General features: G+C 70.1%; 15 protein-coding genes. 7 read left to right on the plus strand and 8 right to left on the minus strand.

What is annotated here, in order from left to right:
- Positions 1-30: 30 nt before the first annotated feature.
- From ACGFIR_RS27930 to ACGFIR_RS27940, 3 genes are read right to left on the minus strand one after another with little or no spacing between them, the layout of a single operon-like run.
- Positions 31-684 (minus strand): response regulator, encoded by a 654-nt coding sequence (locus ACGFIR_RS27930; RefSeq protein WP_393148132.1) that lies wholly within the window; start codon positions 682-684, stop codon positions 31-33.
- Positions 681-1,826 (minus strand): sensor histidine kinase, encoded by a 1,146-nt coding sequence (locus ACGFIR_RS27935; RefSeq protein ID WP_393148134.1) that lies wholly within the window; start codon positions 1,824-1,826, stop codon positions 681-683. The genes ACGFIR_RS27930 and ACGFIR_RS27935 overlap by 4 nt, the downstream gene beginning before the upstream one ends.
- A gap of 4 nt (positions 1,827-1,830) precedes the next feature.
- Positions 1,831-1,980, minus strand: a complete 150-nt coding sequence (locus tag ACGFIR_RS27940) for a hypothetical protein (RefSeq protein ID WP_393008389.1) — start codon at positions 1,978-1,980, stop codon at positions 1,831-1,833.
- Positions 1,981-2,098: 118 nt separating this feature from the next.
- On the opposite strand from ACGFIR_RS27940, the gene ACGFIR_RS27945 reads away from it, so the two are divergent.
- Positions 2,099-2,986 (plus strand): ABC transporter ATP-binding protein, encoded by an 888-nt coding sequence (locus tag ACGFIR_RS27945; RefSeq protein WP_393148136.1) that lies wholly within the window; start codon positions 2,099-2,101, stop codon positions 2,984-2,986.
- Entirely contained in the window at positions 2,983-3,954 is a 972-nt protein-coding gene (locus ACGFIR_RS27950; protein WP_393148138.1) for a transmembrane transport protein, read from the plus strand. The genes ACGFIR_RS27945 and ACGFIR_RS27950 overlap by 4 nt, the downstream gene beginning before the upstream one ends.
- A gap of 157 nt (positions 3,955-4,111) precedes the next feature.
- Here the strand turns inward: ACGFIR_RS27950 and ACGFIR_RS27955 are convergent, their stop codons facing one another.
- Entirely contained in the window at positions 4,112-4,675 is a 564-nt protein-coding gene (locus tag ACGFIR_RS27955) for an ArsR/SmtB family transcription factor (RefSeq protein WP_393008395.1), read from the minus strand.
- A 65-nt stretch (positions 4,676-4,740) separates the two neighbouring features.
- On the opposite strand from ACGFIR_RS27955, the gene ACGFIR_RS27960 reads away from it, so the two are divergent.
- Positions 4,741-5,310, plus strand: coding sequence for a dienelactone hydrolase family protein (locus ACGFIR_RS27960; RefSeq protein WP_393008397.1), 570 nt, complete (start codon positions 4,741-4,743; stop codon positions 5,308-5,310).
- A gap of 156 nt (positions 5,311-5,466) precedes the next feature.
- On the opposite strand, the gene ACGFIR_RS27965 is transcribed toward ACGFIR_RS27960, so the two are convergent.
- From ACGFIR_RS27965 to ACGFIR_RS27975, 3 genes are all read right to left on the minus strand, one after another.
- The gene (locus ACGFIR_RS27965; protein WP_393148140.1) at positions 5,467-8,313 is read right to left on the minus strand and encodes a M20/M25/M40 family metallo-hydrolase; all 2,847 of its coding nucleotides are present in this window, start codon (positions 8,311-8,313) and stop codon (positions 5,467-5,469) included.
- Positions 8,314-8,671: 358 nt separating this feature from the next.
- A complete protein-coding gene (locus tag ACGFIR_RS27970) occupies positions 8,672-9,661 on the minus strand; it encodes an ABC transporter permease subunit (protein WP_393008401.1) in 990 nt (329 codons plus the stop codon).
- Positions 9,658-10,494, minus strand: a complete 837-nt coding sequence (locus ACGFIR_RS27975; RefSeq protein WP_393148142.1) for an ABC transporter ATP-binding protein — start codon at positions 10,492-10,494, stop codon at positions 9,658-9,660. The genes ACGFIR_RS27970 and ACGFIR_RS27975 overlap by 4 nt, the downstream gene beginning before the upstream one ends.
- A 114-nt stretch (positions 10,495-10,608) precedes the next feature.
- Between ACGFIR_RS27975 and ACGFIR_RS27980 the strand changes: the two genes are divergently transcribed.
- Both ACGFIR_RS27980 and ACGFIR_RS27985 read left to right on the plus strand, forming a co-directional pair.
- On the plus strand, positions 10,609-11,262 hold the full coding sequence (locus ACGFIR_RS27980; protein ID WP_393008405.1) for a response regulator transcription factor: 654 nt from the start codon (positions 10,609-10,611) through the stop codon (positions 11,260-11,262).
- Between the two features lie 70 nt (positions 11,263-11,332).
- Complete coding sequence (locus ACGFIR_RS27985) at positions 11,333-12,391, plus strand: sensor histidine kinase (protein WP_393148144.1); 1,059 nt, start codon at positions 11,333-11,335, stop codon at positions 12,389-12,391.
- On the opposite strand, the gene ACGFIR_RS27990 is transcribed toward ACGFIR_RS27985, so the two are convergent.
- Positions 12,369-12,608, minus strand: a complete 240-nt coding sequence (locus ACGFIR_RS27990) for a hypothetical protein (protein WP_393148146.1) — start codon at positions 12,606-12,608, stop codon at positions 12,369-12,371. The two genes, ACGFIR_RS27985 and ACGFIR_RS27990, sit on opposite strands and share 23 nt — an antisense overlap.
- A 40-nt stretch (positions 12,609-12,648) precedes the next feature.
- Here ACGFIR_RS27990 and ACGFIR_RS27995 point away from each other — a divergent pair, with 40 nt between their 5' ends.
- Positions 12,649-13,152 carry a SigE family RNA polymerase sigma factor gene (locus ACGFIR_RS27995; protein WP_393148148.1) on the plus strand — a complete coding sequence of 168 codons (504 nt, stop codon included), beginning with the start codon at positions 12,649-12,651 and terminating at the stop codon, positions 13,150-13,152.
- A 152-nt stretch (positions 13,153-13,304) separates the two neighbouring features.
- The gene (locus tag ACGFIR_RS28000; protein ID WP_393148150.1) at positions 13,305-14,543 is read left to right on the plus strand and encodes a TolB family protein; all 1,239 of its coding nucleotides are present in this window, start codon (positions 13,305-13,307) and stop codon (positions 14,541-14,543) included.
- The last annotated feature ends 130 nt before the right edge of the window (positions 14,544-14,673 follow it).

Below are 14,673 nucleotides of genomic sequence, written 5' to 3' on the forward strand. Positions count from 1 at the left end.
ATCCACCCGATGCCGCCGCTTGATTGCCGTTCACGCGGTGTCGACGATCCGGTTCTCCCAGGCCCAGACGGCGATCTCGGTACGGTTGCGGAGGCCGAGCTTCGTCTGGATGGTCGAGACGTGACTCTTGACCGTACTCAGGGAGATGAACAGTTCGGCCCCGATCTCCAGGTTGGTGCGGCCGCGCGCGATCTCCCGTACCACCTCGATCTCGCGGTCCGACAACGACGGCAACGACTTGCCGGAGGCTGGCGCCGGCGCGGTCAGGTGGCGTAGCAGCCGTACGGTGATCGACGGGGAGACGAGCGCGTCGCCGTTGTGGGCTGCGCGTACGGCCTCGACGAGCAGGGCCGGGCCGGCGTCCTTCAGGATGAATCCGGCCGCGCCGCCGCGCAGTGCCCCGTACACGTACTCGTCGAGGTCGAACGTGGTGACGACGATGACCCGCAGCGGGTTGGGCACACCCGGCCCGGCCAGCGCCCGGGTCACCTCGAGACCGTCGAGCCGGGGCATCCGGATGTCCACCAGGCAGACGTCCGGGCGTAGCTGGCGGGCCCGGGCGATCGCGTCGACGCCGTCCGACGCTTCTGCGATGACGCTGATGTCCGGCTGGTCTTCGAGGATGAGCCGCAGGCCGCCACGGATCATGGCCTGGTCGTCGGCGATCAGGACGCGGATCGTCATCTGGATCGTCCATCCCGGAGGGGCAGGGTGGCCAGGACCGACCAGCCGGCATCGGGGCGGGGGCCAGCGTGCAGCGTACCGCCGAGGGTTTCGACGCGTTCACGCATTCCGATGAGTCCGTAGCCGCTGCGGTGCGCGGCGCGCGCGGGGCCCCGTGGCGCGTCGTCGGTCACCTCGACCGTGACGCCGGAGGGGTTCTGGTCGACGGTGACGGTGACGCCGTGGGCTCGCGGCGCGTGGCGGGCGACGTTCGTCAGCGCCTCCCGGACGATCCGGTACACGGTGCTGGTCACCTCCGACGGCCAGGCCGCGCTCTCGTCGGGTGCCGACAGTCGCACGGGCGGGCCCTGCCGGCTGAAGCGCTCGACCATTACGTCGAGCTGTTCCGGCCCGGCCGACGCCGGCGGCGCGTCCTCGGCGTCGCGGAGCAGCCCGACCACGCGGCGCATCGCGCGTAGCGCCTCGGTGCCGGCGGCTTCGATCCCGGTCAGCGGCTCGACCACCTGCGCCGGGTTCTTGCGCGCGACGATGCGGGCGGCCTGCGCCTGGATCAGCATGCCGGTGATGTGGTGGGTCACCACGTCGTGCAGTTCCCGGGCCAGCTCCAGCCGCTCGTCCCGGCGTACCTTCTCGGCGGTGGCCGCCGCCCGGTCGTCCAGCAGGCGCAGCGCCAGCCCGACCGTGACCGCGCCGAGCCAGGCCGCGGCGTTCTGCGCCACGACCCCGGAGGAGCCCCCGGACTCCGGCCGGGCGGCCAGATAGGCGCCGCAGACCACGGCAAGCCCGCCGGCGGCGAGCGCACCGGCCGGAACGGGTGGCAGCGCGCGCACCGCCGACCCGACGAGCACGGCGAGCGCCAACGCCATCGCCGGTCCTGGTTCGGCCGGCAGGTGGAACACCCGGGCCGCCACGACGGCCAGTCCAGCGATCCCGAGGCCGGCGACAGCCGCCCACGCCCGGTGCCGCCGCCGCACCAGCGCCAGCGCACACACCGCGACGGCGGCCGTACCGCCGGCGAGCCAGTACCGAACGCCCCAGGTCTGGGCGATCGCCACGGCTTCGATGCCGATCCCGGCGAGAAAGACCACGGCGAGCCCCACGGTGGCCGCGACCGCGAGCCGGTCCCAGATACGCACCCGCATCACGTTACGAGGAGCGCCGCGCGCAGGGTGATCCCGAGCGCCACCGCGAGCAGCCAGCGGCCAGGTTCAGGGTGGTCACCGCCGTGAGCCCGAGCCCGGTGACGAAGACCAGCCCGAGGATGGCGTTGATCGTCGTTCGGTGTGTCGTGTCCATGCCGAGGACGCTAGGCAGTCGCCGGCCCCCGCGAACCGGCCGAAAGTAGGGTCGTCCGCGTGCCCGCCCCTGCTTCGGACCGATGCCCGGGCCCGCCCGCCGTTCGCAGGATGAGCCCATGCGAACACCACTCGTCCTGCACGCCGAGCGGCTGACCAAACGGTACGGCCGCCGCCCGGCATTGACCGACTGTGACCTGAGGATCCCGCGCGGGCATGTCGTCGGGTTGGTCGGCCCGAACGGTGCCGGCAAGTCGACGCTGCTGCAACTGGCCTGCGGCCTGATCGGACCGACCTCGGGTACGTTGTCCGTCCTCGGGTCCAGGCCGGCGGCCAACGCGGCGCACCTGGCCCGGGTCGGCTTCGTCGCCCAGGACACCCCGGTGTACGCCTCGTTCAGCATCGCCGACCACCTGAAGATGGGTGCGTGGCTGAACCCGTCCTGGGACCCGGCGCTGGCCAAGCGGCGGATCGCGGAGGTCGGCCTGGACCCTGCGCAGAAGGCGGGCCGGCTGTCCGGCGGCCAACGCGCGCAGCTCGCGCTGGCCATCGCCGCTGCGAAACGACCCGAGCTGCTCATCTTCGACGAGCCCGCCGCCGCGCTGGATCCGCTGGCACGGATGGGCTTCATGCGCAGCCTCGTGGAGTTCGTAGGCGAACTCGGCGCCAGTGCCGTGCTCTCCTCACACCTGTTGAGCGACGTCGCGCAGGTCTGTGACTACCTCGTCGTGCTCTGCGCCTCGCGCATCCAGATCGCCGGTCCGGTCCGGGATCTGCTCGCCACGCACCGCCGGATCGCCGTCGATCCGGCGAAGGTGCCGGCCATGTCGCCCACCGGGGACGAGATCATCTGGGCCGAGCACGGCCGCGCCCTGGTTCGGGGCGACGCGGCGGTACGGGCCGGGGACGCTGAGACGGTCACGCTGGAGGAACTGGTCCTCGCCTACATGTCGCGGGCCGCCGGATCGGCTGCGGCGGCCAACGCGGGTACGGCGGTGTCGCGATGATCAGGATGAGCTTGCGGCAGTTCCGCGTCCAGGCGCTCGTCGGAGCGATCCTGCTGGTCCTGGCCGCCGGCTACCTGTTGCGCCTGGGCGGGGACATCCGTGCCGTCCGCGACACGTCCCAGCTCCCGAGCCAGTACACGCAGACGATGCTGTTCCTCGCCGCAGGCCTCGGCCTGGTGCCCGCGCTCATCGGCGCGTTCTGGGGAGCGCCGCTCATCGCCCGGGAGCTGGAGACCGGCACCCATCGGCTGGTGTGGAACCAGAGTGTGCCCCGCCGCCGCTGGCTGGCGGTCAAGCTGACTGTGCTCGGCCTTGCCAGCATGGCAGTCGCCGGCGCGCTCAGCGCGCTGATGACGTGGGCGGCGGGCCCGGTCGACCAGGTGACCGGCGATCGGTTCAGCGGCCTCCTGTTCGGGGCACGCGGCATCGCGCCCATCGGGTACGCCGTCTTCGGCGTCACGCTCGGCGCCGTCACCGGGCTGCTGGCACGCCGCACCCTGCCGGCGATGGCGGTGGTGTTCCTCACCGTGATCGCTGTGCAGGTCGCCGTACCGAACCTGCTGCGACCGCACTACCTGCCCGCCGAGCGGGTCACCGTGGCGATGAGTGCCGACGCCATCAACCAGGCCCGGTCGCTGGGCAGCATCACCGGCGGGCCGGTCATCGGAGGGCTGGAGGTACGGGACGCCTGGGTCACGGACACCAGCAAGCTCCTGACATCCGACGGCCGGCAACTGTCCGACGCCGCCTTCAACGGGTGTCTCGACAACGCCCCGAAGACCGGCGCCACCGGGACGTTCGGTGACACCGCGGTATGTCTCGGCAAGCTCGACCTGCACGTGGACCTGCTTGCTCAACCCAACCAGCGATTCTGGCCCTTCCAATGGATCGAACTGGCGCTGTACCTCGGTATCAGCGCGCTGCTCGCGGCGGTCGGCCTGTGGCGCGTCCAGCGCCGAGCCAGCTAGCCCGCGCAGAGCCACTGGAGCCCGCTGGGGCGGCAGATCCGGGGACCCCACCGGTGGCCTGACTTGGTCTGCCGGCGGACCGGTCGTCAGTGACGACGGCAGCAGCCGGCTTGACCAGGTGTGCGACCAGGCCGTCCGCGATTCTCGGGCAGGTGCCTCACTGCCCGGTCGGCAGGGTCGGGTGGTCGGTGGGATAGATGCCGATCGCGAACCCGTACGTGGTTTCGCCGGACCTCGGCATCCGGTCGAACTCATCGACCAGTTGCGCCATCTGCTCCCAGAACTGAGCGGCCTGATCCTCCGAGATGCGCGCATGCCGGATGAAGCCCCAGAGCTTTCCCTGCTCGAACGCCGTCGCGGACTCGTGTGCGGCCACCTCGAAGTCGTTGAAGTCGCCCGGCAGCTGTCCCCCAGCGGGTGAGGGCTCCGCCGCCACGTAGAACATGCGCGCGGTGCGGCCGTAGAAGCGCTCCTCGACCGCCCGCACCTTCCGCGTACGCACCACCCGGAGCAGGCCGTTCCGGGTAAGCACGTCCACGTGGTGCGCGACCGTGCTCTTGGGGCGCTCGACGGCCTCCGCCAACTCGGTCACGGTCGCGGCCCGCTCGTGGAGGAGTTGGAGGATCACCGTACGGAGCGGGTGGCCGATGGCCTTCACCTGGTCCGGTCTGGTCAGCGCCATCCGATCGGCTAGCTCGTAGTCCGGAGGGTTGTCGGCCATGGCGCAACAGACTAGCATCGCGGAACGTTCCAAAAATTTCGATCGTTCGCTTGGAGTGCGATGCCGTGACCGACGTGCTGCTTTACCACCACATCCAAGGCCTGACCGACGGCGTCCGGAGCTTCGCCGACAGCCTGCGGCAGGCCGGGCACACCGTGCACACGCCGGACCTGTTCGACGGCCGGACGTTCAGCAGCATCGAGGAGGGGTTCGGATTCGCTCGAGAGCGGGGGCTCGACACGCTCCGGGAACGCGGCATCGCCGCGGCCGACGAACTCGGCCCCCGGCTCGTCTACGCCGGATTCTCCTTCGGCGTGACGATCGCCCAGCGACTCGCGCAGACCCGGCCCGGCGCCCGCGGGGCACTCCTCATGGAGTCCTGCCTCCCGGTCACGGAGTTCGGGGTGGCGTGGCCCGAGGGCGTGCCGGTGCAGATCCACGGCAAGGAGGGCGACGAGTTCTTCGACGAGGACCTGCCGGCCGCACGCGAACTCGCCGGCTCCACGGCGAACGCCGAACTGTTCGTCTATCCGGGGAACCAGCACCTCTTCGCCGACTCCTCGCTCGACGCCTACGACCCGGAGGCGTCCGCGCTGCTCATGGAGCGGGTGCGGGCGTTCCTCGCCTCCGTCTGACCGGCGTGGCCCGCAGGTGGACAACTGCCTCCGGTCACCCACGGGCTCGCTGGTTCGGGCTGCGATGGCGCACAAACGGCGTGGAACCACTACCGACAGCAGTGGTTCCACGCCGTTGTCAATGTGCCGCACGTCCCGGCGGCCGCTTACCCCCGGTCACACGATGGAGATGGACCGCACCTGGGTGTTGCCCTTGGTGTCGACGTACACCTTGTAATCGCCGACGGTGTAGGTGCCGGCAGCGTTGTTGTCGATGGTGTACGTGGCCACCACCGGCGACTCGCTGCCATCGATGCGGGTCTGCTTCACCGTGATGGTCAACTCGTTCGTGTTGCCCTTCAGCTTCTTCACCACCGCCGACGGCTTCGCATCGACGACCGCGTTGGCGACCGTCACGTAGACCGCGTCGGGTGAGGAGAACTCCGCGTTCTTCTGCCCGTCACCGAACAGGAAGAAGCCCCGCTGTTCGATGGCCCCGCGCTCGGGGAACGGATCCGGGTTCGAGGCCAGGTACGTCGGATTGACCGTGTACAGGTCCGTCTTGGAATCCGCGAGGACGGCCTGCACCCCGGTGTACGGCGCATCGGTGATCGCGAGGTTGACCGACAGGTAGATGGCGTTGGGGTTGTTGGCCGAGATGCGCGAGGAGAAGTACTTGGCCGCACTCTGGCCCGTAGGAACGGCCAGCGGCACAACCTTGTCACCGACGAGCACGTTGAACTGGAAGTCGCCGTAGCCGCCGGCCACGAACTTCGCCCAGGCCGCGTCCGACATGTGGTCGGGGCGCTCCACCTTGAACTCCAGGCGCATCGGCGCCACGTACGTGGAGTTGAGGTACTCGGTGTCGGTCAGGGGCAGGTAGACCCCTCCGGGGGCGTGCCCCAGTGCGAAGGCCGCCGCGGTCGGGGTCGAGTTGCCGCGCCCGTTCCACATCGGGATGTTGAACGAGGTGGCGCCGAGCAGGGCCTGGTTGCCCAACTGGCTCGTGCCGACCGCGCCCGACGCGTCCTTGTAGGTACCGATCGTGACGTCGAGCAGGTCGAGGTCAGCCCGGTCGGCGTTCAGCCCCGGGATGTCTGCCCACATGAACTTGGCACCGGCGGGCCCGGAGTACCGGGCCATCTCCAGCATGCCATCGGCCATGATCTTGGTCATCTGCACCGCCGAGTCGACCTTCATCCGCTCGTTGGCCGTGTGCCACCAGCGCTCGTTACCCGGGATGACGGCGCCGAAGGCGGTCATCTTGTTGCGGAAATTGCTGGCCAGGGTGCCACCGGTCGTGCCCTGCGGGTAGACCACGTCCCTGAGGGAATACGGATCCGCGAACTCCTCCGGGCTGCGGTCGATCGAGGCCTGGTAACTGCCGAACTGAAGAGCCGTCAGCGGGTTGTCGTGGGTGACGTACAACCCGGCGCCGATCGGCGAGCCGAGGTTGCCGAGGGTGAACCCCTGCGCCTGGAAGGCGGCCGTGACCGCCGCCGTTGCCTGGCCGGAGTCAGCCGCGTTGACATGCATGCTGCGCACGTACATCGGCATGCTGAGGATGCCGGAGGCGTCCGTGTAGAACCTCGTCGGGGTCTCCGAATTGATGCCACCCATGAGGGCGAAGGTCAGGTTCGGCGTGCCATTACTCGGGTTGCGCAACAGATTCGCCGAGATGCCCATGTACTTGCCGATATAGGCTTCGCCTTCGACACCGTCGCGGAAGAACAGATCGGCGATGCCGTCGGCGGCCTTCTTCAACTGCATGTCGGCGGCCGTGATTCCCACCTCGCCGAGCCCCTTGGAGAGGAGGAACATTCCCCACACGACGGCATTCTTGCCGTACTGCGGGGTCGGCATCTCCATCGCGACATCGGTGTTGATCTCCAGCGTGAGCGAGTCACCGGTGATCGTGGTCTGCACCTTGGGCGTGGTGCGGGGAGCGGCCGGGAGCCAACCCTTCGTGGTCGCGGCGGCGGTGATCGCCGACACGAACCGGTCGCGCTCGGCGGAGCCGGCTCCCGCCACGTCGAGGGTGAAAATGGCCCGCGAGGCGATCTGCGTGGTGCTGCCGTAGGCGATGTCCTTGAGCGTCGGGTCGCCTTCGCGCAGCGTGACGCCGGCTGTGGCATCCGTCAGCCGGAAGGCCTTGGTGCTGTCCGCGGACAGGCTCATCGACACCGGCGGGGTCACCGATCCGGAGTTGCCGACGATGACCGGGAACCGCGAGTCGGAGGTGTAGGCCGCGATCGGGATCTCCTCCCGATTCAGGTTCTTGTAGGCCCAGTTGTCGTAGAAGCTCGGGTTCGAGTTGTACGGGATCGACTGGAAGTTTGCGGTGTTCGTCGTCGAGGGCGTGCCGGGACCGCCGTCTTCGTAGATCCCCATGACGATGCGGATGCGTCGGTCAAGGGGCAACCCCGCCTTGAGCAGCGCCTTGGCCGCGAGCAGCGTCGCCAGCGTCGGGCCGCTGTCGTCCTGGAGGCCCGCCCCGTAGACCCAGCCGTCCTGGACATAGGGCGAGTGGTACGCACCAGGAGTGCCGAGGTTGCCGTCGGCGTCCCGCCACCGCGCCAGCTGGGCGGGCGAAACGGAAGCCGTCGGCGAGTCGAGGTGGCTCAACGCCATGACCATCTCCGGGGCGTCCGGGTCACCGATCTCCGCGTAGACGTACTTGTCGGGCTGGCGTTGGACGACCACCGGGAAACCCAGGTCGGTGGCCAGCTTGACCACCCAGGCGAGCTTGGCGACCTTGCGGTCGTACTCGTTCTGGTTGGCTGCGGTGTTGCTGACCGGGAAGGGGTACGCCGTCGCGGCCGTGCCGCCGCGGGAGATGGAGTCGTAGCTCGACCCGTCCAGCATCGCACCGATCAGACTGAGCGGGTCGTACGTGCCGTCCCCCGCCCGCGCCTTGTTGACGCGTCCCGCCAACGCCTCGACTTCCGCGTGGATCGCGTCCCGCTCGGCGTCGGTGACCGACAGATCGTAGGTGACACTTGGCTGGAAGCGCTCCTCGCCCAAGCTGGCCGCGGACGCGTTGGGCGCGGGCGCAACCGTCGCCGCGAGGGTGGCGGCGGTCAGGACGGAGAAGATGGCCGTCCGTCTGTCTCTCATAGAAGCTCCAGAACAGGGGGAATGACACCGTGGCGACAGCACACGCTAGCCCTGCCGCCAGCGGCCGACGGGACGGGATTTCTTGAGCATGATCTGAGAAACGGCTGGGTGCCGTCAGCTCGGCCGCAGCCGGTGGCCCACCCCGCGTACCGTCTCCACCAGGCCGGCGTCGGCATACCATACGGGGCATGGATGGGCATTCCACCCAAGGTGCAACGCCCTCGCGGCTCGCCCTCACCGCTGGACCGTAGATGGCGCAGACACATCAGCTTGAGCGGTACCGGATCCACCAGAAGCCGAAGGCGGCCAGCAACAGGGTGACCCCGAGGTACGCCGAGAGCTCGATCCACTGGAACGGCCAGTAGCGGTCGGCCGGCTGGTAGGTGTAGCTGAAGTGCAGGTTCTGGCCGGCGATACAGGTGATGTTCTCGGCCGGCAGACCTTTCTGGCACGCCACTGCCTGCTGGTGGGTGTACGGGGTGCCGTCGGCGTTGACCACCTTGGCCTCGTCTGTCAGGGACCATGCGCCCGCCATGGTGTAGCCCACGATCGTGGCGCCACGGTCGTTCATGCCGAAGCCGTTCGCACGGCTCATCGCGTCCTCGTCGAACGCCACGGTGCTCGTCACCGGCGTCATGAGATGCTCGCGGACCACATTGGGCACGAAGAGCTGGACAACGGCGAACACCGCCAGGGTCATCGCCATGGCCAGCAGCGTGCGGCGCACGATGAGCCCGATGACGGCACCGAGGACGAACGCGAAGGCGGCGTAGCCGAGGGGGACAACGTTGCGGGAGGCGAAGTTCAGCGCACTGAAGCGGTCTCCGATGAACTGGTCGTAGCGGCTCGCGCTCCAGGTGAGCAGAAGGCTGAACAGGCCGGTGACCGCGACGCTGACGAGCGTGAGAAACACCAGCTTGGTCGCCAGCCAGCGGGTGCGGGTGACGCTCTGGTTCCACACCAGGCGGTCGGTCTTCTCCTCCAGCTCCCGCGTGATCAGGGGCGCGCCCCAGAAGACACCGATGAGGGCGGGAGCGGCGATGAGTAGCAGGCCGAGGACCGACAGCTGGCCGGTGTACGTGTCCTCGAACGTGTGCCGTGCGGTGATGCAGTCGCTGGGCTGGCAGCCCAGGACGTCGACGTAGTCGTCACGGATACGGAAGGCCAGGTACACGAGGTAGATCGCGACCGCGACCAGCGCGGCGGCGGCGACCAGGGCCTGGGTGCGGAACTGCCGCCAGGTCAGCCAGATCATGCGGCACCCCCGATCGACCCGACGGCGGCGCGGGTCATGTATGCCATGCCCAGGTCCTCGATGTCGACCGGCTGCGCGCCCGGCACCGCGACGTCGCAGCGCACGACGTCCTCGTGAATGCGCTCGGCGCTGGGCGGCAGGGCACCGGTCACCCGGTGGTGCACGGCCAGCAGGTCGGCGACGTCGCCGGCCAACTGGACCCGGCCCGCGGCCAGCACGATGAGGTGGTCGCAGACCTGTTCCAGGTCACCGAGCAGATGCGAGGACAGCACGACACTGACCCTGAGGTCGGCGACGAAGTCGAGCAGGTCGCGCAGGAACGCGCGGCGGGCCAACGGGTCCAGCGACGCGACCGGCTCGTCGAGGATGAGCAGCTCGGCGCGCTTGGCTGCGGCGATGGTCAGGGCAAGCTGGGCGCGCTGCCCGCCGGAGAGCCGGCCGGCCTTCTGCGCGGGGTCGAGGCCGAGCCGCTTGACCCGTCGCTCGGCGAGCGGCCGGTCCCAGCGGGGGTTGAGCCGGGCGCCGAGCCGCAGGTGGTCGGCGACAGACAGACCGTGGTAGACCGGTGCGTCCTGCGCGACGAACCCGACCCTGGACAACTGTGCCGCGCCAGCCCCCGGTCGGTCACCGAGTACTTCGATGCTGCCCGCCGTGGGGGCGACGATCCCGCAGGTCAGTCCAAGCAGCGTGGACTTCCCTGCGCCGTTGGGGCCGACCAGGCCGACGACCCGTCCGGCCGGCACGCGCAGGGTGCAGTCGGCCAGGGCGGTCGTGCGACCGTACCGTTTACCGAGCCCTCTGGCCTCGATGGCCGGTGTCGTTGCTGTCGCCACGGTGCGATCCCCTGTCTCGAGTAGATGTGGGGCCAGTTCTAGCCAGCCGGCGGTCACAGCACGGTCAGCGTGGCTGTGACCGCGCTGTGACGCCGGTGCGGATAACCTCGGCCGATGAGGGTGCTCGTGGTCGAGGATCAGGCGGCGCTCGCCGACTCGGTGGCGCGGGTGCTGCGTCGCGAGGGGATGGCGGTCGACGTCGCCTATGACGGTGCCGCCGCGTTGCAGCGCACCGCCGTGCTCGACTACGACGTCGTCGTGCTCGACCGCGACCTGCCCGGCGTGCACGGCGACCAGGTGTGCAGCGCGTTGGTGGCCCGGGAGTCGCTCAGCCGGGTGCTGATGCTGACCGCCTCGGGCACCGTCGCCGAGCGGGTCGAAGGGCTCGGGCTGGGCGCCGACGACTACCTGCCCAAACCGTTCGCCTACGCCGAACTCGTGGCCCGAATCCGCGCGCTCGGCCGGCGCTCCCACCCGGCCGCACCGCCGGTCCTCGTGCACGGCGACCTGCGGCTCGACCCGGCGCGGCGGATCGCCACCCGGGCCGGAGCGCGGCTGGCGCTGAGCCCGAAGGAGTTCGCCGCGCTCGAGCACCTGCTCACCGCCCAGGGCCGGGTGGTCTCCGCGGAGGAGCTTCTCGACCGGGTGTGGGACGAGGCCGCCGACCCGTTCACCACGACCGTCAAGGCGACCATCAACCGGCTACGGGCGAAGCTCGGCGACCCACCGCTGATCGTGACGGTCGCCCGCGCCGGTTACCGGATCTGACATGCGGGTCAACCGGCTCCGGTGGCGCCTCACGCTGCTGTACTGCGCGGCTTCGGTCGCATCCGGCGTCGTGCTACTGCTCATCATCATGGCGCTGTCCCGCAGCCTGCCACCAGCCGACGCACCCAGAGCGAGGTGCTGTCCCTGGTCGGGTACGCCGCAGGGCATCCCTGCCGAGCCGGGCCACCTGCCCGCCTCCGCGCGGGTCGAGCTCAGCGACTACCGGTCGGAAATCCTGGTCCTGCCAGGCATCGCGCTGGCCATCATGGCCGTGCTCTCGCTGGCGGCGGGCTGGGTGATCGCCGGCCGGATGCTGCGCCCTGTGCGTACGATGGCCGAGCGCCTGCAGCAGATCTCCGACCGCAACGTGCACGAGCGGCTCGCGGTGGCGGGCCCGCGCGACGAGTTCAAGGACCTCGCGGACACCGTCGACGGGCTGCTCGACCGGCTGGAGACCGCGCTCGACGGGCACAGGAGGTTCGTCGCCAACGCCGCACACGAGCTGCGCACGCCGCTGACCGTCGAGCACGCTCTGCTCGAGGAGCCGCTCATCGACCCGGACGCCACCGTCGAGGCGTACCGGGCCAGCTTCGAGCGCCTGATCGCGGCCAGCCGGGAACGAGGCCAGCTGCTGGAGTCGCTGCTGACACTGGCCGGCAGCGAGCACGGCCGAGGCCGGACGGAGCCGGTGGACCTCGCCGGGCTGGCCGAGCAGGCGGTACGCGACCGGGCGCTTGGCCTCGACCGACACGGGCTGCGGGTGAGAAAGATGATCCGGCCGGCCAGAATGCTCGGCGATCCGACGCTGATCAGGCGCCTGGTGGCGAACCTGTGCGACAACGCGGTGCACTACAACGTTCCCGGCGGAATGGTCGAGGTGGCCACCCGCCTCACCGCCGGTCAGGCGCTCCTGACCGTCACGAACACGGGTCCGGTGGTGCCACCCGAGGAGGTGGACCGGCTGTTCGAGCCCTTCCAGCGTTTGCGACGGGTGGCTGACGACGCCCACCACGGGCTGGGCCTGTCGATCGTACGGGCGATCGCCGTCGCCCACGGCGCCGTGCTCACGGCCCACGCACGTCCCGGCGGTGGGCTCACTGTCGAGATCAGCTTCCCGGCCATGTCGTGACCTGTGGCGACGAACCGCCGCTGGAGAAGCTGATCAAGGTCACGGCGGCGGAGGCGATCGTTGCGAGGCCCACCACCAGGGCGCGGATGGACCAGGTGCGGTCGACTTCGTGGATGATCCGTGGTTCGAGCCGACCTTGCTGAGCGGCGAGGATGCGACCAGCGCGGTGGTCGACGTGAACGGCGGTGCAGCGCCATCGCCGTGCCGCCTCAACCATTGCGGCGACGGGAGGCGTCTTACTTGGCGAGGGGGTGGGCATGACCGAGACGTTCCACGAGTTCGTGGCGCACCGCTCACCAGCGCTGTCCCGGACGGCCTATCTGCTCACCGGTGATCACCAGCTCGCCGAGGATCTGCTGCAGAGCGCGCTGGCCAGGACGTACCAGCACTGGCGGCGCATTCGCGACGGCGACCCGGATGCGTACGTGCGGCGGGTGATGTACCACCAGCAGGTTTCCTGGTGGCGGCGCCGCCGCCTCGCCGAACGGCTGGACCCGGAGCCCATCGACCGGCCCGGCGACGACCACTCCGATGCGACCGCCCTGCGGCTGACCGTGGCGGCCGCGCTGCGCCAGCTCACTCCGCGCCAACGCGCCGTGGTCGTGCTGCGGTTCTACGAGGACCTGACCGAGACGCAGGTCGCCGAGGTGCTGGGCTGCTCCGTCGGCACGGTGAAGCGGCACGGCCACGACGCGGTACGCCGGTTGCGCGTCATCGCCCCCGACCTGGTCGACCGTGCGGCGGAGAGGAGCACGCGATGACCGCCCGACTACGCGAGTCGCTGCACACTGCGGCGGCCGACGTTCCCGCGTACCCGGTCTACGAACGGGCGCTCGCCACCGCCCGCCGGTCCCGCCGCCGTACGGCGCTGGCGGCCATGGTGGCGCTGATGCTGGTCGCGCTGGCCGGGGCGGTGCTGCCGCTGGCGAGTATCCCCGCCGTCGACCCGGCAGCCGGCGTTGAGGCCGCGCTGCCCGACCGGGTCGGCGAGCCACCCCTTGGCAGCCTGTACGCCGACGATCGACCGCGTCTCGGTCCCGCCTCGGTGATCTTCACCGGTCAGGCCCCGCGTCTGACGTACGGCGACGAGGGCAGCATCATCGCGATCGTCGGTGCGGACGCCGACCGCTACCGGATCATCAAAGGCGAAATCGAGGCGCAGGCCGGCGAGGACACGGTCCTGTCTCCCGATGGTCGCCGCGTCGCCTTCCGCGCAGTCGGCCACCCACGTCCCCGAGTGGAAATCGTCGACCTGGTGACCGGGCGCAGCCGTACCGTGACCAGCGGCGTTGCCGGCACCGTCATGATCGAACCGGCGGGCTGGTCGCCGGACGGGCGTGCGCTGGTCGTCCGAGACACTGTGCCGGCCAACCCGGAGCGCAGCGCCTACCGGCAGGTGCTGAGCATCGTCTGGCTGGACGACGACCGCCGAACCCGGCTGGCCGACGATTACGAGGTACACGGTTCCTTGGTCGCATTCGCCCCGGACGGCGCACGGCTCGCCTTCCAAACCGGGCGGACGGTCACCGTCGCCGACCTCGACGGCCGGCGGCTCTCCTCGTTCGCTCTCGCGCCCGAAACGGAGTTGGCCGGCAAGGGCGCCTGGAGCACGGACGGCCGGTCGCTGACGGTCACCCGACGGGACGGCGCCAGCTGGAGCCTGCGGCGGATCGACCCGGCCACGGGCAGGGACCTCGGCGCGATCGACACGCCGGCCGTCTCCGGTGTGACCGCCATCCGGCTGCTGGGCTGGACGGCGGATGAGACTGGGTGGGTCGTCGCCTACCAGCCCGCACCCCACGCTCCGGCCGCGTTCGACGGGCCCCTCGAGATGGATCAGCGACTGGCGTACGGCAACGTCGGCACCGTACGGGTGCTCGCCCTCGATCGTGGCGCGGACGCTCCCACCACCCTGCTCACCGCCCCAATGGAGGTCGTCGCGATCGACGTTTCCGACGACGTGATCCGCAGCGGTCGCACCCGTGACGCAAGTCCGCCCCACGGCGTCGGCCCCCGATTCTGGTTCTGGACCGTCCTCATCCCCGTCCTGGTGACTGGCATCGCGGCATATCGCTGTCGCAAGGGGCTGGCGCTCTGGCTCGACAACCGGCGTGTCAGGCGGACGCGCGGGCAGGGTGAGGGATCGTCGTGATCGCAGAGGCCGGAGATCGAACGGCGCCCGGTACACCGGCCGCTCCGCTGATCGGCTTTCTCACCGCGTTCAAAAAGGAGAGGGTGTCGTCTCGTTGCAGGAGACGCCCGATCCGTCCGAGCCGGGCAGC

The sequence above is a fragment of the Micromonospora sp. NPDC049051 genome (genome assembly GCF_043197575.1).
Taxonomy (GTDB): Bacteria; Actinomycetota; Actinomycetes; order Mycobacteriales; family Micromonosporaceae; genus Micromonospora.